The sequence below is a fragment of the Ruegeria sp. H9 genome (assembly GCF_056532915.1).
This window is the reverse complement of the sequence record NZ_JBQFNX010000001.1, coordinates 1,046,970-1,069,916: the sequence shown is the minus strand read 5'-3', so window position 1 is coordinate 1,069,916 and position 22,947 is coordinate 1,046,970. Positions and strand designations below refer to the sequence as shown.

Genomic DNA, 22,947 nt, shown 5'->3' with positions numbered 1-22,947 from the left:
AGCATTCGTCTGACCAACGTGCTAGCGCTGCAGTAAGAGGCAGGCTTATCCGTAGTGCAGGTTGATCGAAATGCGGGGACCGATGTTATCGAAGGTTAAGTTTGAACAACGCAAACGCACTTATGCTGAACCAGCGCACTGTACACGAAATGATCGAGCCAGTTCAGATGCAGGTTTTACGCAGCACCAACAAAACTGTGTCCAGATAGTTCAGTTTCTCCGATCATTGGCCACCCTTAAACTTCCGCCACTAGAGCAAGGAGCAGAATAATGGACATAAGACCACTGACAGGCGGTTTGGGAGCTGAGATCATGGATGCTGACATCCGCGACAGTACCCAGTTTGAAGATATTCACGCCGCGTTTGCAAAGTACTCTGTGATCGTCGTCAGAGATCAGCAGGTCAGCCCAGACGATCACCTGGAATTTGCCCGTCGCTTCGGTCCGATCAATGTCAATCGATTCTTCAGACCTGTCGATGGCCATCCTGAGATCGCCATGGTGCTTAAGGAAAAGGATCAAAGAGAAGCGGTCGGCGAAGGATGGCATACCGACCATTCGTACGATCAAGAACCCGCCATGGGTTCTATTCTCCATGCCATCGAAATGCCGCCATACGGCGGGGACACGCTTTTTGTTTCAATGGGCGCAGCCTATGACGCACTGTCCGTGCCGGTGCGCCAATTTCTGCATGGGCTTACAGCCATTCATTCATCGCGGCACGTCTTTGGTGCAGCTGCGCAAGAAAGCGAGGCTGCAACGAGCGGGCGTCTGAGCAACGCAGAAAACGCCGTTCAAGACGCACGCCACCCAGTAGTCATCACGCATCCCTTGAGTGGGCGTCGCGGATTATTCGTGAACCCGGTGTTTACCACGCATATCGAGGGCCTCTCCCGTGAGGAGTCCGATGCAATCCTTGCCATGCTCTATGAACATTGCAAACAACCTGAATTCCAATGCCGCGTCCGATGGCGGACTGGAGACATCACCATGTGGGACAACCGAGCGACATGGCACAAGGCCATCAACGACTATCACGGATTTCGACGCCTGATGCATCGAGTAACTGTGGAAGGCTCAGCTGTTTCCGCCATTCAGCCGATATAGAATACAGCCCCGAGGGTGCGCAAAATTGCCTATGGTGTGAGTTCGGACCATTAAATTGCCAATGTCGCGAATGCCTGATTTGACGGACCCAACCGTCACAATGGCAACCTCAAGCAAATGGTGGGTTCGGGCTGTTCTCGATTTTGGTGTTTGCGCCCGGAAGGACAAGTTGTTGCTGAACCGCAATCAGCAGCGGGGAGCTGTCCCAATCAGGTTCCCCATAGTAACAGACGCCGGCTTTCTAGAAATTGCTCAAGTGCAAACAGGCAAAGCCTGATTTCAAGCAGAATTCGTCGTCAGGGACCGAAGCCCCTGACAGATGTTGAATTTACCAGGTTGAGTCCGGGTCGACTTTGAAAAGATGCTCCATAAAAACGCGAGTGACGGCCTGCAGTTTATCGGTGCGCGCGTGGTCGCGTTGCAGTTCGGCTGGAACCACATTCCATGTTATAGGTTCAACACCAGCCTCGATCATGCGGCGCATGCCGTTTGCGTGGCTGGTCTGAGTGATCGATCCAACGGCATCTTCCGGAACGTAGACGTCATATCCGGCCAACTCGGCCTCAATCGCGGGATAAGCCAGACACACATCCGTCCAAAGACCGCCCATTATCAGCTTCTTTCGGCCCGTTGCTTCAACTGCAGCTACAAATTCAGGCTCTTCCCAAGCGTTCACATTGGTCCGGTCAACAAATACCGCGTTCGGGGCCAGTTCGCGCAATTCTTCGATCATAGGATCATAGCCGTTCAATCCTACGGCTACATGGCTGAATATGATCGGGATGTCGTAGATCACGGCGGTCTTTATCAGACCAGTGGTGTTGTTGATCAGCGCTTCGTGGTTGATATTCTTAACCCCAGCCAAATTCGGCGGCTGGTAGTCGATAAGGATCAGCGCCGAGTTAGTCGGTGACAGAAACGGGTCATTATCTGCGGCTCGGACAGGCGTGCCTTGATAGCCGTCTGGGTATGTTGCGACACCATCCACTGTTTTGATCATAGGTATTTCTGCGGTTGCTGGGAGTGCTACGGCGCTGATCGTCAAGCTCAGGGCAGTGGCGAACGGTTTGATGAAAGTGGTCATGGGAGCATCTCCATTAATGATGGGGGTTCAACCGTGCACATGCTCGGCGATCAGTTGCGCGACAGATGGCCCGGGACCAACAAGTTCCAGGACATTACGATCCGGATCGCGGATGAAAATTGTCTTGGTACCGCGAAATTCTCGACGACCTGTTATGGCTATGCTGTGTTCGGTAACAAAGGCCTCGGTTGCTTCGGCGTCCCTTACCTTGACGGCCAGGTGCGTGATGCCGGGAAACTTCTCGACCTCATCCATCAAGACGTTTTCACCAGCTTTAGCTGTAGCGGGGCCTAACAGGTTGATGTTGATCCCGGACGGATGCAGCATCACCAACGGATGGCCATGGTCATAGCCGCCATCCGCGATCAACTCGAATCCCAGCAACTCATAGAAGGCGACTGATGTATCGCGGTCGCTGATTCGGATGCCAATGTGATCGAAGTTTCTTATATCCAACATGGTTTGGCCTTTCATTACACTGCAACCAATGTAACTATACTTGTGTTGATGCTTAATAGCTCATCTGGAAGGTAATTTATTCCAAATGGATCATAATAAGGATTTGTTCGACGGCATGGTTCTGTTCTGCACAGTAGTGGAACAGGAAGGCATGAGTGCCGCCGCAAAACTGCTGGGCCATACGCCTAGCCATGTCAGTAAAGAAATCGGACGGCTTGAGGCCCGGCTTGGCGCCCGGTTATTGAATCGGACCACGCGTCGGATCAGCCTGACGGAATCAGGGCGCATATACTATGAAAACGCCCGCCGGATTGTGGATGACGCCCGCGCCGTACAAAACAGGTTGCATTCCATCGGCGACAGACCCTTTGGAGAGCTTCGGATGAGCGTTCCTGTGGTTTTTGCACATGGATGGCTGAACGATCGGTTGCCCGAATTTCTGCAGCGATACCCCGAAGTTGATCTGAACATTGACATATCCGAGCGCCGGGCCGACATGATCGGTGAAGGCATCGATCTGCTGGTGCGCATCGGTGATTTGCCTCCGTCCGATTTGATTGCACGCGAACTTTTTCGCACACAAGGCCTTACACTGGCTTCCCCCGCCTATCTGAAACGAAACGGCACGCCCCGCCACCCCGATGACCTAAAGGGGCATCAACTAATTGATTTTTCGTTTCACGGGGCCACCCAAAACTGGACCTACCCAGGACCAGATGGTGAGGCAATCGCGGTTCCAATCGCTCCTCGTATTCGATGCAACGATGGTCATACCGAAAAGGTGCTGGCCCTTGCTGGTCGCGGGATTACACGTCTGCCTCAGCTTTCCTGTCAGGCTGAACTGGATGCCGGGGCATTGGTGGCGATCTTACCCGATTTCAGCCCGCCTTCTATCGGAGTCCATGTGATCTATGCCAGCCGCGACAACCTACCCGCAAAGACCCGCTCTATGATCGATTTTCTGGTCGAAATGAGCGGCTGAAGTCAGGTGCTGCCGAAGTTTCAAAGTCCTTCGTTTGCTGTGAGCAGTCTTCTTGCAGACAGTATCGCACCTTGCAGCAATGTCTGATTTGTTCAACCACCTCATAGTTTTAGTTACGCCACGGTAGGCAGCAATGAGCTGACTGATGGGAAATAATGGGTAGAAAACTGCAATCATTACATCTTTCCCGTAAGTCCCAATCTGTCGAAACATGGAATCCGGCAGACAGGGTCATTGAACACGTTCAAGCGTCGGGCTTAGTTGAGCCAACGCGTTGACCACGCCAAACAACTCATTTTCGAATGAAAGCAAGGCATCGGACTTCGCATCCACGATCGGGTAAAGCAGGCCAAACGTCATCCAGCGTTCAGGCGTCACCGGTACAAGTGCTAGTTTGTCCGAATTGGTTTGGGCGACGACCAACTCGTCCGCAACAGTTACACCAGCACCCTCTGCAACAAGCGAGCACGCGAGTTGAGATGCTGCCACTTCGCAAGTTTGCTTTGGTGTGACACCAGCAGAGTGAAAAATATCGTCCAACTGGTCGCGCAACAACAGACCGTGCATCAAGCGTATGATAGTTTCTTCCGCGAGATCACTCGCCGTAATTTCTTCTCGGATAGAAAGAGGATGATCCAATGGTAAGACCGCTTGTGCTCTCACTCTCAACAAAGGTTTAGTGACAATGCCCGGATGATCGACGGGCAAAGCACCAATACCGATATCGTATTCTCGTCCGGCCAACCATTTCCCCGCTTCACGTCTTGCCCGGACATCAAGGTTGATATTGGTGCCGGGGCTGGCCTTCATGAATCGCGCTACGGCCGGGGCTGACAGCGACTGCGCAATTCGGGGCATGGTTACAATCCTCAGAGTTTCCGTGCGACCTGCCCGGATTTCGGCAGCGATCCGAGGAACTTCATCAAGGTTGTCCAGGATGCGGCCTGCCTCGCGGTAGAACGCCAACCCTTCGGGTGTCGGGGTCAGATTGCGGCCGCTGCGGTCAAACAGCGTCAGCTTGAGTTCGGCCTCGAGCCCCGAAATCAAGCGGCTGATCGCAGGCTGGCTAAGGTGCAGAATCTCGGATGCGGCAACTAGCGAGCCTTCGGACAATGTTGCGCGAAAGGCGCGTAGGGCCTTGATGTTCATCAATCCATACTTTCAATTTTTGCAAGAGTAGATAACATATTTGCATTTTTTACAATTGATGTTTTCGCGTAATTTGATCCCAAGCGAATTTGGGAGGTTACTCATGAAACGCAGAACGCTTCTTGGTGCTGTTATTGCCGCCATAGCCGTCACCACGACTGCCACCGCAACCTTTGCAGCGGATTGGCCAAAACGACCAATCAACCTGGTTGTTCCCTACAAGGCCGGGGGCGGTACTGACGCCTATGCCCGCGCCATCTCGGCCGCAGCGGAAGGCACGCTGGATGTGCCCGTTGTTGTGGTCAACAAGCCGGGGTCGGGCGGCCTGAATGGGGCCAATGCGGTGGTTGGCGCACGGCCCGACGGGTATACTCTGATGATGACATCCGGAGGATCGTTCCTTTTGTCGACGATGACCCGAGATACTGACATTGATGCATTGGAGAGCTTCGATTTTGTCGCTCAGGTAGGACAATTGCAGACGTCGCTTATGGTACCAGTCAAAAGTCCGTATCAGACCGTTCAGGATTTAATTGACGCGGCCAAGGCCAATCCCGGCGAGCTGCGTTGGGCACACTCGGGGCGTGGTGGATTCCACCACGTCGGTGGGTTGGGCTTTCTGGCCAGTAACGGGATTGACGCCCAGGATGTGCCGTTCAAAGGCGGCGGGCCGACCCGGGCTGCCCTGATCGGCGAGCAGGCTGATTTCGGGTTCCTTGGCGTTCAGCAACTTGCTGGTTTTCAAGAGCAGTTGAGGGCACTGGCCGTCAACAGTCAGGAGCGGGATGGGATCATGACTGATGTCCCCTCGTTTGGTGAGCTGGGCATTCCATTCGCTGCAGTATCATCCCCAGTGATCGTCTTTGCACCTAAGGGCACACCGGTAGAAGTGATTGCTGCGTTGGAGACCGCGCTGGAAGAAATTGCCGCCAAGCCAGAATTTGCGGAACTCCTTGCCTCACGCGGAACCGGCCCGGTCTACCAGAATGGAGCGGACGCAAAAACAACCCTATCCGCAATGAAAGAGGACGCCACTCCCTTGGTCCAAAGCCTGACCAACTAATGTCCTCATGGTCGGGTGAACAATGGTCACCCGACCCCCTTGTTCATGTTGATATCTCGGAGGAAAGACATGCGTGCCTATGCAGAAGGTCTGGTGCTTGCCCTCATCTCAATCTTTGCAATCTGGGGGGCCTGGCAAGTACCGGCCGCATCTCCGGGCGATACATGGGCCGGGATTGTGCCATTCTCCGCCGCTCTCGCTCTACTTGCTCTGTCCGGTGTTATGGTGTTGATCGCAACGCGCCAGACGGCGGGTGATACAAGTGACGATCAAGACAGCAACGCGACTTTACAGATCATAGGTCTGTTTATCATCGCTATGCTGTACCAGCAGTCGTTCCGCTGGTTCGGCTACCTGCTGCCGACTGCGATCGTGACGCCGATCGTCCTCTACATTTTCGGCGTACGCAGTCGGATCGGATTGGTTTTGTCGATCGTTCTTTGCCCGCTGGTCTTCCATCTCATCTTTTTTGTCCTGCTGGGTGTGTACCCGCCATATGGCGAAGTTTTCGACCTTCTCAGCTGGATTCAGGGGTAAAACATCATGGAGATCTTTCCTGCACTTCTGTCGGTGGTGACTGACCCTACATTGCTCTTTGCCATCGTACTTGCAGCGGCGGTTGGGATGGTGGTTGGTGCGACACCTGGCCTTACTGCCTCTGCGGCTATCGCGATGTTGCTTCCAATCACCTTTTATATGTCGCCGATCTTTGCGTTGGCATTTCTGTATGTGATCGGCAAGTCCGGTCGGTACGGCGGCTCGATCGCAGCAATCCTGTTCAACACACCCGGAACAGCGGCCAGTGCAGCGACTCAGATCGATGGCTATCCGTTGGCACGAGCGGGCAAAGCAGGAAAAGCTATGAAAGTGGCGACAATCTCGTCCGTCATCGGCGACCTGATGGGGGATGTCCTGCTGGTCATCGGTGTAGGTTTCATTGCGGCCGTCGCACTGAAACTCGGCCCGCCTGAGACTTTCGCCATCTACTTTGCCGCTTTTGTCGTAATCGGTTCTGTCATTGGCACTTCCATCGTCAAGGGTCTGGCGTCGGCCTTGATGGGCATCCTGATCGCCATGGTCGGGCTGGACCCGATTTCGAGCGAAGAGCGCTATACATTCGGATCGTTCGATCTATCCAATGGCATCGGCTTGGTACCCCTGATGATAGGTGTTTTTGTATTGGGCGAAGTATTCGCGCAGCTAGAATCCCGCCGCAAGGCCACCGGAGAGACCAAAGAGAATGAAACCACAGCGGATGGCAACAGTCTAACCTGGGCGGAATACAAACCCTGTCTTCCGCACGCATTGCGTGGTGGGTTCATCGGCGCAGGCATCGGTGTATTGCCCGGCCTGGGATCGGCGATCGCGGCGTTCATCTCTTATGGAGAAGGCAAACGCCACGCGAACAACTCCGAGATGTGGGGCAAGGGGGCACTAGAAGGCGTTGCCGCACCTGAGGCTGCCAATAATGCTGTGTCCGGTCCATCAATGGCTCCATTGCTGACGCTGGGCATTCCAGGTTCGACCATCGGGGCAATATTGCTGGGCGTTTTCCTGATCCACGGCATTCAGGTTGGTCCGACCTTATTCCTGACGGATAAGGAGCTGGTGTACAAACTTTTCGCATGCGGCATGCTGGGTATTCTGGCTTATGGCTTGATCGGTTATTTCGGCGCCACACAAGTTGCCCGCCTGATCCTGAAGATTCCGACCAATGTGCTGTATCCACTGATCTTCCTAACCGCGTTTGTAGCAGCCTATTCAGCCAGTGGATCGATGTTTGACGTAACCGTCATGACCGTAGCGGGGTTCGCCGGCTGGCTGATGCGGAAATACGACTTCAACGTTGCAGCGTTCGTAATTTCCTTTGTGCTGGCTAAGGGTGCCGAGGAAACCTTTCGCCAATCCCTACTGATGTCCGAAGGCGGCGCACTGATATTTGTCGAACGCCCCATAGCTCTTGCGTTCATCATCGTCGGCTTTGCTGCCATGGCGTTCCGAATCCGAGGTATCGTCAAAGAACGCCGCATCTCTCGTGGAGGGCTCGAAGATGCTTGAATACAGTATCTACCGAGATTGTTTTTCCAGCGCCGATATGCGGTCGATCTGGTCTGAACACGCCACGATATCCGCCTGGCTTAAGGTCGAACAGGTTCTTGCGGCGCATCAAGCTGCGGCTGGTCTAATCCCGATTGAGGCTGCTGAGGCAATTGAGGAGATTTCGATCTGCGATCTGAACCATGAGGAATTGCGGAAAGAGATGATGTTTGTTGGCCGCCCCATCGTAGGACTGGCCAAACAGTTGCGCCAACTATTGCCAGAACACTCGGCCCATGTGCACTATCGTACGACCACGCAGGATGTGATGGACACGGCGTTGGCGATGCAGATGAAACTGGGGCTTGAGCAAATACAAAGCACCCTCGGCGATGTCATGGCTGCGATCGCTCATCATATTTCCGCCCATCCAGACACAATGATGATGGGAAGAACCAATGGTCAGCATGCTGTGCCCATTCGCCTTGCGACGAAGCTTGAAGTCTGGAGATCTGAACTGGGTCGGCGGTCTGAGGCACTTCAAGAGGCGGCAAAACGTGGATTGAATGTTCAGATTGGTGGCCCCGTCGGAGACTTGCGCGGATATGAAAATGGCATTGGTCGCCAGATTAAACAGGATGTTGCTCATTCACTCGGTCTGAGCGTCGTCGAACCGCACTGGCAGAACGCTCGTGACGGTATCGCTGACATCGTCACCGCCCTTGGCTCGCTTTGCGGGACGCTGTGCAAAATCGCCCACAACGTCAATCAACTGTCATCATCCGACATCGGTGAATTCGCCGAAGTTCATGAACCTGGCAAAGGATCGTCTTCAGCGATGGCCCACAAACGAAATCAACGCGCATCGGAATTTGGGGAGGCCGTCGCTCGGCTGGGACGCCAACGGGCCGGACAAATAGGTGAACTGACCCATCATGAGCATGAACGATCCGGTGGCGTCTGGATTGGGGAGTGGATCGTTGTTCCCGAGGTCTTTCTTTTGACTTCCGGCGCGCTGCATTGGTCGGAACGGATGTTCAAGAGTTTAGTGACCGATACTAACGCGATGGCGCTGCTGGTTTCGTCTTATCGCCCTGTGAATAGTATCTATCATCTAGATAGATCATAACTAAACACATCGCATCCTGACTTGTAGAAGCGTGGCAGAACAGGGATGCCACTATGACCAAGAAGATCACAATCATCGGTGCCACAGGCCATTTGGGGCATCGCGTGACCGCGAAACTTGTTGAGAAAGGTGCAGAAGTAACTGCCATCGTGCGTGATCCTGAGGCGGCAAATTCAATGCTTCCCACGCATGTTCGGCTTATCCAGGGCGACGTGTCGGACTTGGCCAGCCTGAGATCAGCCCTTCACGGCACTGAGACGCTGTACATTCCGCTGAATAGCGAATCTCTGGACACCACCGCACCATTTCACACAGAGCGGGAAGGCGTAATCAACATTATCGCGGCAGCAAAAGAGGTCGATGTTCAGCACATCATGCAAATTGCAGGGGTCGACTACGCTTATCCGCAGTTTTCGACCGAGGGCATGGCCTATGGCACCAACGCGATACGCACGGGCGGGATCAATGCCATCAAAGCATCTGGCATTCCTTATACTTTTTTCTTTTGCTCCTTCTTTTTGGATTCATTGCCCAAGCTATTGATGGACAATCAATTGGCCGTAATCGGAAATCACATTCATCCAATCTGGTTCACCAATCCCAGCGATCTTGCAGAACTCGTCCACAATGCCATCGGTAACGATGCTGCCAAAAACATGGAATTTGCCGTGCAGGGTCAACAGGCCGTCACGTATACCGAAGCGGCCAAAGAATTCCTCGCTTCTTTCGCCCCCGAGGCGGAGGTGGTTGAGTTACCCATGGATGCTCTTGATGAAATGGGGCTGCCGGAAGAGCAGGCCGTTTTCATCGAACACGTTTTGACGTTTGTGCAACAGTTGCGGGAAGAGCAAGTGGACAGAGAAACCCGTGGGATTTTTGGAGCGCCAAAACACACCATTACCTCATTCGCCGAGGAGCTTCGAAATGAGGCTTAAGCCACGTTGGAATTTTGAATAACGGCTTTTTCAGCGAGCAACTCCTTAAGCCTTACCGTCGCTCGACCTATAGGCCTTTCGAAAGACCAGATCATATCCACCGAGCGTTCGGCGTAGTTCTTGGTCTCGAATTGCAGTGGCAGGATTTTTAACGCTCCGGTCTGAACAAAGACGTCCACCGCGTGCAATGGCAGCGCCGACCACCCTAGGCCGGCCTGCACAAGATCAATGGCTTCCGATGCAGTGCTGACCTGCCAAATAGACGACGATGCCTTAAGGATAGCGCTGTTGGGATTATCGGCTTCCTTCAATAATATCTGAAGATGTAGTCGCAATTCTTCCCAAGAGACTGACGACATTTGAGCAAGCGGACCTTCGGGATGGCTGACACACACCAGCCTGAGCGTGCCCAATGAGCAAAAGTCTAGTGCCTGGGGGATGCTCTCAGGTTCCAGAATAACCCCCAAATCCACCACACCATCGACGATCAATCGCTGAATCTCAGCGGCAGCAAAGGCACGTATCTCCACATCGACAGAAGGAAATTCTTCACTGAAGCTGCGAATGATCTCTCCCAGATTGGCCAGTTTGATGTGCGGCGCCATGGCGAGGGTAACGCGGTTTTCCAATGTCATGGATAAGGCATCTGCGACCGCTAGAAAACGGCTGCGCCGTTCCAACAGAATTTCGGCCGGCGAGATCAACGCCTCTCCTGCTTTGGTAAGCGAGGGATATCTTAAGCTGCGATCGAAAAGCTCGACATCCAGATCGACCTCCAGATTGGCGACCAAAGTGCTGATCACCGATTGTGCTTTGTTGCATTTTTCTGGCTGCGGCGGAAAAGGATCCTTCGTTGTGGGTGGTAACGAACGCCTCCGACTGCTCGAATGACGCGCGCATCAGAACCCTCTTTCCATCTATCTATTATCAGTATGGTAGGCATCTTTATGGATCGCAACAACAGTCCGTTACTTGCCCAACGATATGAATTGAGGAGAACTTTCATGAGCTTTGCCGGTCGGATTGTGCACGCGGTGTTGTTCGAGATCGTTGCGCTTATAAGTATTGCCCTACTACTTCCGCTAATCACACATATCGACGCGTAGAAATCATTGATGCTTAGGGTGTTCTTTTCCTTGGCTGCGTTGCTTTGGAACGTTGTCTTTAATATCACTTTTGATTGGTCGCATTTCAAACTGGTCAATCAGGCCAAGTCTTCTGTTTCGAGCTATCGCAACTGACCAGTGATTATGCCCAATGCGTATGCCTCTATACTGATGATGGGATTCTCATCATCCGCTAAAGGAACAGATATGGCGACCCATTGGGCCAGTGATCTTCGATCCTGGTCCGTTGAGCGTCGTCAAAGTTCAGGTGTGCGACCTGAGCATTTGTGAACTCTTCTCGCATGGCATGGATTAATCCTGCGGGTTTTATGGAATCGGGAATCTCTGCCGCCTTTTCAACACGGGGCTCGACTGCTGTTTCGCCCAATTTGATCGCCGGTCCGAGCAGTGCGAAGGCAGGATTGATGGAAAGAGCTGCGATCGCACCAATGAATTCAGCGATGCCCGCGCCCCATTTCAATCTGACTGGTATTTTGGTGGCTGCAACAGCCTTTGCGTAGGCCTTAACCAGCGTCTCCATGCGCTCGCGCGCCTCTTGTTTGCTGGTTCCTCTCAAAGCTTCGACCGATGTCCAGGCACGCAAGGCGTTGCGGTGTTCCTGCACCTCAGGCATTGCGCAAAGATCAAGCGCGGCCTTGATCTGGTCTTGATGAGAGCGTGTCTTGCCCTCAGCAGTTTCGTGATGTGGAACCAGAAATTCCCAACCAAACGCGCGCAGCAAAGGTTCCTGCTCTGGAGTGTCATCAAGGAAAGCCTGAGGGCCATCATAGGCCGGGATAACTGCGACCTCGGTGAGAGGTATTCCCTTGATCAGCGCCCGGTTCCGTTTGGCATCCACGAAATCCTGAAGAACCCGACGGGTTAGGTGAAACGCAGGCGCATCGAAATCCTCTTCCTTTTGCGCTGCTTCGAATCCGGGCTGTTGCTGAAGATCGGCCACATCCATTTCGGCGTCCGTAGCAATCTTTCGTTTTTTCCACTCCATGTGGTGCGCGTTGTCCCAGGAAACCTCCATCAAACGATCTTTGGGAATCCAGCTTAGTATCTTGTCCTGGCGCACCGGGTTCCATTTTGCAGGCCAGGTCGCTCCTTGCGGTGGCCGGGGGATCACCAGTGTCTCGAAAAGCACCAACTCGGCGACGAAAGCGCTCGGTCGAAGGTGATCGCGCACTGACATGGTGCCCCAAAGCTGCGACGAATTGTTCATGGCATTTCTCCTGCAATCGTCTTGCAGATCAGGTTACCATCTTTGTGCTCCAACCCAAGATGGTTGCTTGGGTATGCCCAAACAGAGCTGATGTAGCTTATGCAACAGGAATGCGGAAAACTCATCTCGCCGCGCTCGCAATTCCGCGCCACCATTTCTAATAGCGCCCAAAATGCCAAGCGTTGTCGCGAACGACTGGTCAGGCAATGCAGCGGTGCGATAGGACGGTATTTCCCGAAAATCCGGTCGCACCATTCTAGGCCATCAATGTGAATGTCCGCGTAGAGGATATTCATGGCTTCCTAGTCTGATGACCCTCTTCTTCAGCAACACAGTGATTACATCCGCAATGGCGGTGCAAATTCGATGCCAGTTGTACGGCGCTAACCGTTACATACCTGCAGCTACAGCTCCGCCTTGACCGAGAACCTCGGGTGAGCGGCGATAGCAAAACAAAGGTGATCGCGCCTTCCGGCTTAGCTGGCAGATTTTTGCGGGAATCGGCAATAAATGCTACGATAGCTTTGTTGGCAGGATCGCCGCTGGGTCTCTCCGGCCATCGCGCTTCGTTATTCTTTTTTATTACAACAAGTTCTTTTTTTTACCGTTCGGCCGGGCGATCCGGGGCTTCTGGCCCAGCGTTTTAGAATGATTTTGAACGGAGGCAGACATGCCCGAAACAGTATTTGAACGCGCGCCAGACGGCGCGATCATTGGACTTCAGCATCATGGCGACCCTCTTGGAGGGCGTTCTACAGGAACCAGTGCGCTGGATGTGGCGCAGGCTTATGCCGCCGAAGTGGCGGGGCTTTACCGGATAAAGCCCGATTTTCTTGACAGGCTCGGCGAGAGTGTTTCAGGCAAGTATAATCGCGAGGAGGGCAGCAAGCTGCGGCTGGAAGAAGCCAAGGCAGTACAGTCCTTTCTGGTCTACACATTTCGTCAGACACATCACGGCATCCCGGTCTGGGAGCGCGGTCTGACACTGCGCATGGCCGGCCCAGACAATGTGGTCACCGGTTCGTCCTCAAGTGTTGCTGCCGATATCGAACTCAGCAACGCCCCTACTCCGCCTGCTGGCCGCGACAAACAAGCTGGCACGGTTCTGCGCGAAGCTGTGAAAGGGGCCAAGTTCACAAAATTCAAGGTTAATGACACCCGGGACTTTGTCTATCGCTACGACGCAGAACATCGCCTGCCACACAAAGAACCGGGCGAGATCGAAGGGGCCGAGTTAACCCCGCTGCCAGAGATTGGTCGTGTGCCAAAGGGCATCAAGGACGGCGAATGGCGTTTCGTAAGCCTTGTACATTTTGGCTGCAAAATTCCCGACTACGGAGAGCTGAACTGGCGAGCATTGGTCGATTGGGAGACCGGCGCGGTGCTTTACATCCGGCCATTGGTGGGGTGTGTTTCGGGCTACGTCTTCACAGACGACCCGATATCACTTTCAGGAGATTCAGAGCTTGATCCGACGGCCCCGGTTGCGCTTTTGGATGCGCAACGCGAACTGGTGGCGCTGGAACGGTTGATATTACCGGGCGGAGGCGCACCGGTGGAACTAAGCGGCGAATTGGTGGCGGTACGGGATCTCGACACACCGAACATCGCCCCACCGACTGAAAACGCCGGTGCCGCATCGATCTTTGATTATCCCGCCGACAGCGACGATTTCGCGGCGGTCTGTGCGTACTACAACCATGATTTCCTGTATCGCTTCGTCCAGTCTTTGGGCTTCGATCTGCCCAGCTATTTCGACGGGGTGACCTTCCCAGTGGATGTTGATCACCGCTGGTTCAATCCCATTGCAGGACCGGTGAATGCTCAGGCGCCAGGCAATGCCATAGGCAATGGTGTGCTACGCTTTCGTTATGCGCTTGCGGCAAATGGCTCCACAGTCGGCATGGCCACAGACTCGCGCGTATCGGCGCATGAATTCGGGCACGCGGTGCTATGGGATCATCTCAATTGGCCCAATTTCGGCTTTTGTCATGGCTTTGGTGACGCGCTGGCGGCAATACTTTACGATCCGCAGGGTATCGCACCGGATCGTTTCCGCACCTTCCCCTTCAGTAACCTGATCACCCGGCGATGGGATCGGTCGGTCGCCTCGGGTTGGGGCTGGGGTGGCACGATGGACGTGGGCGGATATCGGTCGACCGAGATCAATGCCACTACTTTGGGCCGAATCTATCGATCTCTCGGAGGTGATTCCACAGAACTGGACGACAGGCTGCATGCCAGCCGCTACACGATCTATCTGATCCTGCAGGCGGTGCCGCTTTTGGCCGGGATCGTGCCCAACACAGTCGAAGGTTTTTCCCGCGCCTTGCAGGAATCAGACGAGAACACTGCTCAATTCGACGGTGCAGCCGGAGGCTGGGCACACAAAGTGGTACGCTGGGGCTTTGAGAAACAGGCGCTCTACAACGGATCCCCGCCTGATGTTGACGTCTTCATTGATGACGGACGACAGGGTGAATACCCTTGGCACCAACCGGGCAACAATGCTCCCGGCATCTGGAATCGGCACCGTCCTGACGGCGGCACCGACCACGAGACTCCGCACCGCTGCGTCGAGAATTATCTGTATGTCCGGATCGGCAATCGCGGCAACTACCCAGCCCAATCAGTGACTTTGTCATTAGCCCGCGCGACCGAAGGCAAGGGCACCACATGGCCGGATGACTGGGATCCGTTGATCGTAGGCGAACCTATCGGCCAATCAGTGCATTGTGGCGACGAAGTGATCGTCGGCCCGATCCCATGGTGCCCCGAGGACCTGTGCGAGGAATACATTCTTGCCAGCGTGGATACGCCAGAAGACCGCAGCAATGTCGAAACGATCGCAGGCAGTCTGCCTGTCGATCGACTGGCGCTTGGTGACAACAACGTCGCCCTTCGCCGAATGGAGGTGAACCGCGCCGAAGATGACACCCCTTGCTGCGAGGAGGAAGAACCGAAGATGACCTATCGTTACGCTGTCAAGTTCGTCTGCGGCTGTTCCAAGGGCCGCATTTTGTCCCAGGGCCGCTATCACACAGCAATCAACATCGGAAACGGCAGCGGAGATGCTGTGCGTTTTCGTAAACGGGTGTCGTCGGCCTTGCCAAACGAAAAACCGGGTAATGTCTCGGCCAGAACGAAGAATAAACTCGGTCCCTGGGAATCGATGGAGATCGATTGCGAGGATGTGGCACGACACCTGCGGGTGGCCGAATGCTGTTTCCTGAAAGGGTTTGTCTTTATCGACAGCGAAACACCGCTGGACGTGGTCGCGGTCTACACCGCCGCCCATGGTGAAGGCGAAGTGGAAACCATCGATGTCGAACCAGTCGTGCCTCGGCTGATCAAAAAGGTACCGCCCCCGCCACCGCCACCTCCGCCGCCGCCTCCACCCGAGGACAAACCGGACCTGATCCCGGTGCAGCCCTTCCCTCCCGGCCCGCCACCCTTCCCGGCTTGGTATTGTGAGGAGCCGCGCAAGTTGAGGATCATCGTGCGTAACATTGGTGCAGGGGCTGCCGGGCCTTCGACCACGCGGGTCGATTTCTTCCAGAGCGGCGTGGTGGTCGATCTGCCGACACCGGCACTGGGGCCAAACGGGGATGAGACCACACTATCGCTCGAATTCCCGGACGAGGTCAAAGGTGGCGAGCAGATCCCCTTCAAGATCACCGTCAATGCCAATCCGGCCGATGGTGTGACGGAGACAGACACCACCAACAACAGCGACTCTTCCTCCTGCGGCCTGGCCAGCTAAAGCAAACTGGGAGTGGCCCGGGCCATTATCGGCCCGGGCTGCGCGATCTAGAGGTGCTGGTCGCAAGGCTGCATCATGATCGTGATTGCGCTCTACGTACGGGAGGGCAATTTGCTTCAACGACACCAAGGTGGGACCGCCCTGTCTGATCCCAAAGTCAGACCTCAAGCTGCGATTTAAGTTTACTTTTTCACCGTTTCCCAAGGAGCGACAGGGTCGCCGCAGCCTAGTAACTATCTCTTTTCCGTTGCGCATCCTTAATAAGAGCAGCAAGCCGATAGAAACCGTGGGCCATCTTGGTGTAGGGCGTTAGCAGGAAGAATGTCAGGACCGATCCAAGATGAATAGCAAGCAACGCGGGCATCAAAGCCGTTGATCCGAAAGCGTAAAGAACAAGTCCGCTAAAACCGACGAATCCCAGCAACAGGATGAAACCGATATCGCCGCCCCATGCCGAAGCATCACCTAGATTACGATCGGACCTTTGCTTGAGAATTACCATGGCGCAGCAACCCACTGTCAACATCACACCGCCGGAAATTCCGAATAGTTTGGGCAAAGACCAGAACCCGTACGGCGCGTGAATTCCAAAGCCATAATGCATAACCGTTGCAATCGAGGTCGACGCGAAGCAAAGCAGGAAGCCATACATGATCGCGTGGTGAATATGACGTCGCGCCTGACTGAACCGGTCTTCGTCTTCAAAATTACAGCCTTCACCATGACCTGCGGCAAGATCCTGCATTTTGCCCGCTCGTTTGAAGGCGGCCAGCAGGTCCGCCATTTTGATGGGTTTTCCCCCCACCTCGGCCCAATAGCGCCTTAGGCTGATGGCAATGCTAAAGAGTGGCAGCAAGAATGCCGGAGCAAAAATCGCAACCATCGCATTATGCGACAGAACGGCATAAAACCCGTCCCCTCCGCTGGAACCTATCGCGCGAATTGCCCAGAACAACAGGGCAAATCCGACCACAAGTGCCAGCGCAATCGCCCGGCCATGGGTGTGAAATCGGCGCGCCAGCGGCTGCGGCCATGCGAAGCTTTCCCAGCTGTCCCTCCGTACCTCGGCCAGAGCCTTCGGCAAATTCAGGTCGAACTCGTGCGGGGCTGTGTACTGGCAGGCGTAGTAGCAGCCGCGGCAGTTGTGGCACAGGTTGGCCAGTTGCGTGATGTCCCCATCCGAGAACGCGCGTTCCGCATGAAGCGACGGAAAGACCAAGCAATAGCCCTCGCAATAGCGGCAGGCGTTGCAAATTTCAGCCTGACGGCGGGCTTCCTGTATCAATTCAATTTGCATAAGCGGCGGCCTCACGTCCTGCGATGCGTCCAAAGACGGTTCCGATGGTCATGCCGAAACCGGCTAGATAGCCTTGCCCAAGGATCGAGCCCGCCATGGTTTCGCCAGCCGCCCACATGTTTTTGATCTTGCCGTCGGCGCTCGAACATTGCGCGGCATCGTCGACTTTGAGGCCCAAATAGGTGAAGGTTACGCCCGTACGCAGCGAATAACCGTAAAATGGCGGCTCGGTGATCGGACGCGCCCAGTTGGTCTTGGGCGGGTTCAAGCCAGATGTTGAAACGCCGTCCAGCTCTGTCGGATGAAAGGCGCTGGTGTCTCCGCAGGCGGCGTTGAATTCAGCGATTGTTGCGGCCAACTTTTCGGCAGGCAGGCCCATCATCCCGGCCAGTTCTTCCAACGTATCTGCCTTCAGCGGTGGAAACACCGACGGCATGAACAGATTCAACGAATTGGCGTCGATGACCACATAGCCAACTTGATCTGGTTGGGCTGCCACCAAGCGCCCCCAGATTGCATAGCGCTTGGGCCAGACATCCTCGCCCTCATCGTAGAAGCGCTCGGCATCCTTGTTCACGACGATCGAAAACGGCACACAATCCAGACGGGTGACAATACCACCGTCAAATTTCGGTGCACGCCCATCGATAGCAACGGCGTGGCATTGGGTCGGGTCGCCAACACTCTCGACGCCTTGATCCAGAAGATCAGCTAGGACCACGCCTCGGTTATAAGGAGTGCCTCGGATCAGAAAGTTTTTTGCAGGCTCACCCCATGCACGGGTCAGCCATTCCGTATCGGCCTGAAACCCGCCCGAGGCGACGATGACTGCGTTTGGCATTATCCGGTGGTTTTGACCTTCATAGGTATAGTCGACCCATTCGATCCGATCCCCGTTCAGCTCCAAATGCGTGACGGCGGCTTCATACAAAACATCGATACCCAAACCCGCCGCAGTTCGGTAATAAGCATTCACCAGAGACTTCCCGCCTCCCATAAAAAAGGCATTTGTCCGTGCCAAAGAAAGTGTTCCGGAAAGAGAGGGTTGAAACCTGACACCGTGCTCTTCCATCCATGGCAGGCATTCCTCGGAAGTGCGGATCGCAAGGCGGGCCAGATGCTCGTCAGTTTTGCCGCCGGTGACCTTCATCAAGTCCGCGAGATATTCGTCTTCGCTATACTCTTCGATCAACGGGCCCAAAGGGCCACCATGCATGCAGCGAAAATTGCGCGTATGGCGCGAGTTTCCTCCGCGATAGGGTTTTGGTGCGGTTTCCAGTATCAGAACGCGGGCACCGGCTTCGGCGGCGGTCATCGCGGCGCATAAAGCAGCGTTCCCGCCACCGATCACAGCGATATCGTAAGCTTCCATTTGGGTGGCCATATCCTGTCTACCTAGTGATTTTCGTCGGTTGTCCGATCGCGTTCCTGCAACGCCCGGATACGCATTCGTTGTGCGGCCTGAATATGCCCGCGCATTTCTGTCTCGGCCGCCGCGCCATCACGTGCCTTCAGCGCGGCCATAATACGCCGATGTTCAGCGACTGCCGCTTCGGCCCGATCTCCGTCCAACAATTGCGACGGCCCAAGGATCAGCAGCGCCTTCTGCAAGGACAACATGGATTTCGCGAGAAATCGGTTCTTGGCTGCATCCAAAAGCGTGGCGTGAAATATCCGGTTGATCCGAGCCGCGTCTGGACCTGTGCCAGCCTCTGCCAAACGATCATTCAAAACATCCAACTCGTCCAATTCGACATCCGACGCCGCACGCGCTGCTAGACGGGCCGCAGTGCCCTCGAGCACTGCGCGCATCTCATAGAGTTCCATCACCTCGGCGTAATCCAGACTGCGGACGGTCGCGCCCTGCCGCGGTACATGCGTGACCAGGCCGTCGGTCTCCAGCTGCCGGATCGCCTCGCGCACCGGTGTTCGGCTGACACCCAACCGTTCAGACAGCTCAATCTCGCGCAGGCGCTCGCCGGGCAGAAGGGTGCCCTCGCGAATCTCATCCAACAGGCGTTGATACGCCGAATTGCCTTGCGGGCCAGGCTGTAAGGGGTCGTCCTGAATGGTCATCGCGTGCTCACTTGTCTTCTTGCGTCCATTTGTATACATTTGGATACATAGTGAGTCAATATTGTCGGAAGCTGCACTTTGCCCACCCAGAACAATACACCTTCTCTCCTAGCGAAGCGGGCCCTAACACTGGGCTTGGCACTTCTTGGCACAGGGCTATTCTGGGCGTTGGATCTGCCATTGCCTTTTCTGTTCGGCCCGATGAGCGCGTGTCTGATCGCGGCTCTGGCTCATGCTCCACTGGAAGGCTTTGGTCAGGTCTCGATTGCGGCGCGCACCATACTCGGCGTGGCTGTAGGGGCTTCGATTACCCCAGCCCTATTTGCAGAACTGCCGAAGATGGCAGCGTCGATTGCACTGATCCCGTTCTTTATCCTGCTGATCGCGCTGGTCGGAGTGCCATTCTTCCGCAAGGTCTGGGGCTTTGATACCACGACCGCGTTTTACGCGGCCATGCCCGGCGGATTGCAGGATATGATAATCTTCGGGGCCGAGGCTGGCGCTAACCCGCGAACGCTGTCCCTAATCCACGGAACCCGCGTTCTGATTATTGTAACGCTGGCCCCTCTGTTTCTTACGGTGTTTTACGACGCCCAACTCACCAACCCAATCGGAGAGCCCGCGCGCAACCTGCCGATACATGAATTGGCGCTGATGGTTCTTGCTGCCTTTGTCGGCTGGAAAGGCGGTGAGCGGATCGGCTTGTTCGGGGCGTCGATTCTAGGGCCAATGATCCTGACGGCTGCGTTGTCACTGGGCGACTTCATTCACACCCGACCGCCTCGCGAGGCCATCCTTGCGGCTCAGTTCTTTATCGGCTGCGGAATCGGCGTGAAATTCGTAGGTGTCACATGGGTCGAACTACGCCGTGTGGTAGCGGCGGGCATCGCCTATGTCATTGTCCTCGCCGTTCTGGCGGCCGCTTTCACTGCCGTTGTCACCACCTTGGGGCTGGGCCAACCGGTCGAGGCATTTTTGGCCTTTGCCCCCGGCGGGCAGGCAGAAATGACAGTTCTGGCCATCGTCTCAGGCGCGGATCTGGGCTTTGTGATCACACATCATCTGACAAGGATCGTGTTGGTAATCATCGGTGCGCCGATAGCGGCCAACCTTATCCTGCGCTGGTCCAAACCTCGGGGTTGATCATGTGAACCGGAGCGCCTGCAGCGTAGGCGTTCACTTGATCGAAAATGTCCGAAAATTGCAGATCGAACTCATCCTCGGTCACAAAGCCGATATGCGGCGTCGCAATCAGATTTGGATGCGAAAGCAAGGGGTCTTTCGGATCATTGAGGGGTTCGGAATCGAAGACATCGATTGCGGCCTTCCCGGGATGGCCGGCATTCAGCGCCCCAAGCAATGCCCCTTTTGCAATAAGGCCAGCACGGGATGTATTCACAAACAGTGATCCCGGCTTCATGTGCGCGAAGTCCGACGCAGTAATGATGCCGTTTGTGCCTGGCTTCAGGCGAACATGGATCGAGACAACATCGCTGTTAGCAAAGAAAGCTTCGCGGTTCGCGGCGACCTGAACACCATCTGCCTGCGCCCGAACCCGGCTTTCATCTGAGGACCACCAGACTACATTCATTCCAAATGCCTCGGCGTAGCCCGCGACAGCGCGTGCGATACGGCCATAGCCGTACAGTCCCAGTTGCCGCCCTCTCAGCGTCTTGCCAACTCCGGCCTGCCACCGCCCCGCTTTGACCGAGGCCATCTGCGCCGGTAAATCGCGCATCCCAGCCATGATCAGCGCCCAAGTGAGTTCGGCTGCAGCATACGAAGGCGTTCCACCATGCATGTTTGAACACAGCAGAACACCGTTGTCCGAGCATGCCTGCACATCAACGTGCGGATACACGCTGCGCTGACTTATCAATCTCAGGTTCGGCAGCTTTTCGATCAAGTCGCGGGTTACCTTGGTGCGTTCGCGAAACAGAACCAACGCCTCGGCCTCCTGCAACCGTGCCGCCAATTCATCGGTATCCTCGACATGATCTGTCCAGATCTTCACTTCGTGGTCGGATAGCTTTCCAAAACAAGGCAAGCCCTGCAGTGTATCAAACCAATCATCCAGAATGTGAACCTTCATCGACTTTCCACACCTTGCCCGGTGTTCAGTTTTCTTGGCGTCGGCACAAAATGCAGCGTATCGAGTGCTGCAAGCGCATTGCGGACCCGCTCGCTTTGATCCAGCAAATGGTTGAACTGCTCATCGCACCCGGCGATCGGCGTCGGGTATTCCGCAATATCCCGCCGCAGGACCGACTGCGCCAGCCTGAGTTCCTGACGCGCAATATCGAGGCATTCAGAATAATTGTTCATCGTGGCACCTTCATATTGTATACCTTAGTATACATAACGGAGATCCCAGTTTCAACTGCCGCTCCACACAGATCCGGGTATGTAAACATGCCCATCTGCAAGCTTTCGCGCAGTCCGCACCAGACCAGCAGAGTTTACGTTGAAGTCCCCATCATTCGAGAAGTCCACCAGCACATCAATCTTCCCAGAAGCGTGTTCCAGCACAACTTCAGCCGGGCTTGCCTTAGGTCGGTCCAACAACCCATCAGCGACGGTTCCGGGCGTCAAAGCACAAGACGCCATGCACTGCGCACCCGTAACGGCCATTGTCGGGTGAGTTTTCCATGGCATGAAATACCGAACTGCAAGGGTTCCGCCCTCTTTGGCTGGTGCCAACAGCCCGAATTTGGGGGTTACCGATTTCGATACATCCCCCATACCCATCAGTACCCCGGCTTCGATCCGAACTGCCTCCATCCGGGCAAAGAAAGAGCGGTTGGCGTCCAGTTCTTCTGCGCTTTCATACCCAGTTAGTCCAAAATCGGTGGCGCGGGCCATAGCCATAGGCATCGCGACATCCATACAGGTCAGTTCGACCCCTTGCACCGTATCGCGCAGATTTCCGGTGGGCAGAAATGCACCCGTTGCCGAACCCACAACTCCCATAAAACTCAGTTGTACCGGTGCAGATTGCCCGGGAACTCCGGCAATCTCGGCATCGCCCTCATAGGCCAGATCACCACCCGGGGTCTGCACTTTGGCAACCACTCGCGCACCCGTATTAACTGCGCGTATCCGGACCACGGTCTCATCGCCTTGAGGCTGAAACAAACCCATTTCAATTGCGGCCGGAGCGACGCCGGAAAGAATGTTTCCGCAAGTTGGCTTGAAGTCGACCAGCTTTTCCTCAACCGAAACCTGCGCGAAGAAATAATCGATATCGGCCCATTCATCATCGCTGACAGATAACATGGCTACCTTGGTCGTCACAGCAGTACCGCCACCGATTCCGTCAATGTTAAACGCCTGCCCGGCCCCTAGGGCAGCGACCAGCACATCAGCCAACGTGTCCATATCCGCGGGCAGGTCAGAGCGACGAAAATAGGGCCCCCGCGAAGTGCCGCCACGCATGAAAATATACGGGATTGCTGTCTGGGTCATCTCGAACCCCTCCTCTACAAACCGTCAAAAACTGTTGTGTTTTCAGCTTTGTCCGACCTGCCTGCTT

General features: G+C 55.1%; 23 protein-coding genes. 11 read left to right on the top strand and 12 right to left on the bottom strand.

Features of this window, described 5'->3' with window-relative positions:
* The first annotated feature begins 270 nt into the window (after positions 1-270).
* A complete protein-coding gene (locus ACR0CZ_RS04990) occupies positions 271-1,107 on the top strand; it encodes a TauD/TfdA family dioxygenase (protein ID WP_170392715.1) in 837 nt (278 codons plus the stop codon).
* A gap of 328 nt (positions 1,108-1,435) precedes the next feature.
* On the opposite strand, the gene ACR0CZ_RS04985 is transcribed toward ACR0CZ_RS04990, so the two are convergent.
* Complete coding sequence (locus tag ACR0CZ_RS04985) at positions 1,436-2,191, bottom strand: isochorismatase family protein (RefSeq protein WP_170392716.1); 756 nt, start codon at positions 2,189-2,191, stop codon at positions 1,436-1,438.
* A gap of 27 nt (positions 2,192-2,218) precedes the next feature.
* A complete protein-coding gene (locus ACR0CZ_RS04980) occupies positions 2,219-2,650 on the bottom strand; it encodes a VOC family protein (RefSeq protein ID WP_170392717.1) in 432 nt (143 codons plus the stop codon).
* Positions 2,651-2,735: 85 nt separating this feature from the next.
* On the opposite strand from ACR0CZ_RS04980, the gene ACR0CZ_RS04975 reads away from it, so the two are divergent.
* Entirely contained in the window at positions 2,736-3,632 is an 897-nt protein-coding gene (locus tag ACR0CZ_RS04975; protein WP_170392718.1) for a LysR family transcriptional regulator, read from the top strand.
* Positions 3,633-3,863: 231 nt separating this feature from the next.
* On the opposite strand, the gene ACR0CZ_RS04970 is transcribed toward ACR0CZ_RS04975, so the two are convergent.
* A complete protein-coding gene (locus tag ACR0CZ_RS04970; protein WP_170392719.1) occupies positions 3,864-4,781 on the bottom strand; it encodes a LysR family transcriptional regulator in 918 nt (305 codons plus the stop codon).
* Between the two features lie 103 nt (positions 4,782-4,884).
* Here ACR0CZ_RS04970 and ACR0CZ_RS04965 point away from each other — a divergent pair, with 103 nt between their 5' ends.
* The 5 genes from ACR0CZ_RS04965 to ACR0CZ_RS04945 all read left to right on the top strand — a co-directional run bounded on the left by ACR0CZ_RS04965 (position 4,885) and on the right by ACR0CZ_RS04945 (position 9,945).
* Positions 4,885-5,844: a tripartite tricarboxylate transporter substrate binding protein gene (locus ACR0CZ_RS04965; RefSeq protein WP_170392720.1), complete on the top strand. Its 960-nt coding sequence runs from the start codon at positions 4,885-4,887 to the stop codon at positions 5,842-5,844.
* A 69-nt stretch (positions 5,845-5,913) separates the two neighbouring features.
* Positions 5,914-6,381, top strand: a complete 468-nt coding sequence (locus tag ACR0CZ_RS04960; RefSeq protein ID WP_170392721.1) for a tripartite tricarboxylate transporter TctB family protein — start codon at positions 5,914-5,916, stop codon at positions 6,379-6,381.
* Positions 6,382-6,387: 6 nt separating this feature from the next.
* The gene (locus ACR0CZ_RS04955) at positions 6,388-7,902 is read left to right on the top strand and encodes a tripartite tricarboxylate transporter permease (RefSeq protein WP_170392722.1); all 1,515 of its coding nucleotides are present in this window, start codon (positions 6,388-6,390) and stop codon (positions 7,900-7,902) included.
* The gene (locus ACR0CZ_RS04950; protein WP_170392723.1) at positions 7,895-9,010 is read left to right on the top strand and encodes a lyase family protein; all 1,116 of its coding nucleotides are present in this window, start codon (positions 7,895-7,897) and stop codon (positions 9,008-9,010) included. The genes ACR0CZ_RS04955 and ACR0CZ_RS04950 overlap by 8 nt, the downstream gene beginning before the upstream one ends.
* A gap of 53 nt (positions 9,011-9,063) precedes the next feature.
* A complete protein-coding gene (locus ACR0CZ_RS04945) occupies positions 9,064-9,945 on the top strand; it encodes an SDR family oxidoreductase (protein WP_480537041.1) in 882 nt (293 codons plus the stop codon).
* On the opposite strand, the gene ACR0CZ_RS04940 is transcribed toward ACR0CZ_RS04945, so the two are convergent.
* A complete protein-coding gene (locus ACR0CZ_RS04940; protein WP_170392725.1) occupies positions 9,942-10,748 on the bottom strand; it encodes a LysR family transcriptional regulator in 807 nt (268 codons plus the stop codon). The genes ACR0CZ_RS04945 and ACR0CZ_RS04940 overlap by 4 nt on opposite strands.
* A 201-nt stretch (positions 10,749-10,949) precedes the next feature.
* On the opposite strand from ACR0CZ_RS04940, the gene ACR0CZ_RS04935 reads away from it, so the two are divergent.
* Positions 10,950-11,051 carry a chlorhexidine efflux transporter gene (locus tag ACR0CZ_RS04935; protein ID WP_480503638.1) on the top strand — a complete coding sequence of 34 codons (102 nt, stop codon included), beginning with the start codon at positions 10,950-10,952 and terminating at the stop codon, positions 11,049-11,051.
* Positions 11,052-11,060: 9 nt separating this feature from the next.
* Entirely contained in the window at positions 11,061-11,186 is a 126-nt protein-coding gene (locus ACR0CZ_RS04930; RefSeq protein WP_480503640.1) for a hypothetical protein, read from the top strand.
* A gap of 58 nt (positions 11,187-11,244) precedes the next feature.
* On the opposite strand, the gene ACR0CZ_RS04925 is transcribed toward ACR0CZ_RS04930, so the two are convergent.
* Together ACR0CZ_RS04925 and ACR0CZ_RS04920 are read right to left on the bottom strand one after the other, a co-directional pair.
* Entirely contained in the window at positions 11,245-12,279 is a 1,035-nt protein-coding gene (locus ACR0CZ_RS04925) for a hypothetical protein (RefSeq protein ID WP_170392726.1), read from the bottom strand.
* A complete protein-coding gene (locus ACR0CZ_RS04920) occupies positions 12,276-12,575 on the bottom strand; it encodes a hypothetical protein (protein ID WP_170392727.1) in 300 nt (99 codons plus the stop codon). The genes ACR0CZ_RS04925 and ACR0CZ_RS04920 overlap by 4 nt, the downstream gene beginning before the upstream one ends.
* A gap of 374 nt (positions 12,576-12,949) precedes the next feature.
* On the opposite strand from ACR0CZ_RS04920, the gene ACR0CZ_RS04915 reads away from it, so the two are divergent.
* A complete protein-coding gene (locus ACR0CZ_RS04915; RefSeq protein WP_480503642.1) occupies positions 12,950-16,042 on the top strand; it encodes a hypothetical protein in 3,093 nt (1,030 codons plus the stop codon).
* Between the two features lie 226 nt (positions 16,043-16,268).
* On the opposite strand, the gene tcuB is transcribed toward ACR0CZ_RS04915, so the two are convergent.
* Genes tcuB through ACR0CZ_RS04900 form a run of 3 tightly spaced genes read right to left on the bottom strand, consistent with a single transcriptional unit; the run spans position 16,269 to position 19,415 of the window.
* Complete coding sequence (gene tcuB / locus ACR0CZ_RS04910; protein WP_480537042.1) at positions 16,269-17,339, bottom strand: tricarballylate utilization 4Fe-4S protein TcuB; 1,071 nt, start codon at positions 17,337-17,339, stop codon at positions 16,269-16,271.
* A complete protein-coding gene (gene tcuA, locus ACR0CZ_RS04905; protein WP_480503644.1) occupies positions 17,329-18,723 on the bottom strand; it encodes an FAD-dependent tricarballylate dehydrogenase TcuA in 1,395 nt (464 codons plus the stop codon). Before tcuA ends, tcuB begins: the two co-directional genes overlap by 11 nt.
* 11 nt (positions 18,724-18,734) lie before the next feature.
* Positions 18,735-19,415, bottom strand: a complete 681-nt coding sequence (locus ACR0CZ_RS04900; RefSeq protein ID WP_170392730.1) for a GntR family transcriptional regulator — start codon at positions 19,413-19,415, stop codon at positions 18,735-18,737.
* 78 nt (positions 19,416-19,493) lie between these two features.
* Between ACR0CZ_RS04900 and ACR0CZ_RS04895 the strand changes: the two genes are divergently transcribed.
* Positions 19,494-20,558 (top strand): AbrB family transcriptional regulator, encoded by a 1,065-nt coding sequence (locus tag ACR0CZ_RS04895; protein WP_170465166.1) that lies wholly within the window; start codon positions 19,494-19,496, stop codon positions 20,556-20,558.
* On the opposite strand, the gene ACR0CZ_RS04890 is transcribed toward ACR0CZ_RS04895, so the two are convergent.
* The 3 genes from ACR0CZ_RS04890 to ACR0CZ_RS04880 are packed head-to-tail and all read right to left on the bottom strand — an operon-like array spanning position 20,527 to position 22,880.
* Positions 20,527-21,507, bottom strand: a complete 981-nt coding sequence (locus ACR0CZ_RS04890; RefSeq protein WP_170465168.1) for a D-2-hydroxyacid dehydrogenase family protein — start codon at positions 21,505-21,507, stop codon at positions 20,527-20,529. The two genes, ACR0CZ_RS04895 and ACR0CZ_RS04890, sit on opposite strands and share 32 nt — an antisense overlap.
* Entirely contained in the window at positions 21,504-21,740 is a 237-nt protein-coding gene (locus ACR0CZ_RS04885) for a hypothetical protein (protein ID WP_170391780.1), read from the bottom strand. Before ACR0CZ_RS04885 ends, ACR0CZ_RS04890 begins: the two co-directional genes overlap by 4 nt.
* A gap of 51 nt (positions 21,741-21,791) precedes the next feature.
* On the bottom strand, positions 21,792-22,880 hold the full coding sequence (locus ACR0CZ_RS04880) for a 4-oxalomesaconate tautomerase (RefSeq protein WP_170392733.1): 1,089 nt from the start codon (positions 22,878-22,880) through the stop codon (positions 21,792-21,794).
* Positions 22,881-22,947 lie beyond the last annotated feature (67 nt).

Excerpts from the sequence above, each read along its gene's own strand:
- ACR0CZ_RS04890 (WP_170465168.1), bottom strand. The coding sequence starts at position 21,507 with ATGAAGGTTCACATTCTGGATGATTGGTTTGATACACTGCAGGGCTTG.
- ACR0CZ_RS04915 (WP_480503642.1), top strand. The coding sequence starts at position 12,950 with ATGCCCGAAACAGTATTTGAACGCGCGCCAGACGGCGCGATCATTGGA.
- ACR0CZ_RS04885 (WP_170391780.1), bottom strand. The coding sequence starts at position 21,740 with ATGAACAATTATTCTGAATGCCTCGATATTGCGCGTCAGGAACTCAGG.
- ACR0CZ_RS04965 (WP_170392720.1), top strand. The coding sequence starts at position 4,885 with ATGAAACGCAGAACGCTTCTTGGTGCTGTTATTGCCGCCATAGCCGTC.
- ACR0CZ_RS04970 (WP_170392719.1), bottom strand. The coding sequence starts at position 4,781 with ATGAACATCAAGGCCCTACGCGCCTTTCGCGCAACATTGTCCGAAGGC.
- tcuB (WP_480537042.1), bottom strand. The coding sequence starts at position 17,339 with ATGCAAATTGAATTGATACAGGAAGCCCGCCGTCAGGCTGAAATTTGC.
- ACR0CZ_RS04930 (WP_480503640.1), top strand. The coding sequence starts at position 11,061 with ATGCTTAGGGTGTTCTTTTCCTTGGCTGCGTTGCTTTGGAACGTTGTC.
- ACR0CZ_RS04985 (WP_170392716.1), bottom strand. The coding sequence starts at position 2,191 with ATGACCACTTTCATCAAACCGTTCGCCACTGCCCTGAGCTTGACGATC.
- ACR0CZ_RS04990 (WP_170392715.1), top strand. The coding sequence starts at position 271 with ATGGACATAAGACCACTGACAGGCGGTTTGGGAGCTGAGATCATGGAT.
- ACR0CZ_RS04900 (WP_170392730.1), bottom strand. The coding sequence starts at position 19,415 with ATGACCATTCAGGACGACCCCTTACAGCCTGGCCCGCAAGGCAATTCG.
- ACR0CZ_RS04880 (WP_170392733.1), bottom strand. The coding sequence starts at position 22,880 with ATGACCCAGACAGCAATCCCGTATATTTTCATGCGTGGCGGCACTTCG.
- ACR0CZ_RS04920 (WP_170392727.1), bottom strand. The coding sequence starts at position 12,575 with ATGAATATCCTCTACGCGGACATTCACATTGATGGCCTAGAATGGTGC.
- ACR0CZ_RS04950 (WP_170392723.1), top strand. The coding sequence starts at position 7,895 with ATGCTTGAATACAGTATCTACCGAGATTGTTTTTCCAGCGCCGATATG.
- ACR0CZ_RS04935 (WP_480503638.1), top strand. The coding sequence starts at position 10,950 with ATGAGCTTTGCCGGTCGGATTGTGCACGCGGTGTTGTTCGAGATCGTT.
- ACR0CZ_RS04945 (WP_480537041.1), top strand. The coding sequence starts at position 9,064 with ATGACCAAGAAGATCACAATCATCGGTGCCACAGGCCATTTGGGGCAT.
- ACR0CZ_RS04925 (WP_170392726.1), bottom strand. The coding sequence starts at position 12,279 with ATGAACAATTCGTCGCAGCTTTGGGGCACCATGTCAGTGCGCGATCAC.
- tcuA (WP_480503644.1), bottom strand. The coding sequence starts at position 18,723 with ATGGCCACCCAAATGGAAGCTTACGATATCGCTGTGATCGGTGGCGGG.
- ACR0CZ_RS04960 (WP_170392721.1), top strand. The coding sequence starts at position 5,914 with ATGCGTGCCTATGCAGAAGGTCTGGTGCTTGCCCTCATCTCAATCTTT.
- ACR0CZ_RS04975 (WP_170392718.1), top strand. The coding sequence starts at position 2,736 with ATGGATCATAATAAGGATTTGTTCGACGGCATGGTTCTGTTCTGCACA.
- ACR0CZ_RS04955 (WP_170392722.1), top strand. The coding sequence starts at position 6,388 with ATGGAGATCTTTCCTGCACTTCTGTCGGTGGTGACTGACCCTACATTG.
- ACR0CZ_RS04980 (WP_170392717.1), bottom strand. The coding sequence starts at position 2,650 with ATGTTGGATATAAGAAACTTCGATCACATTGGCATCCGAATCAGCGAC.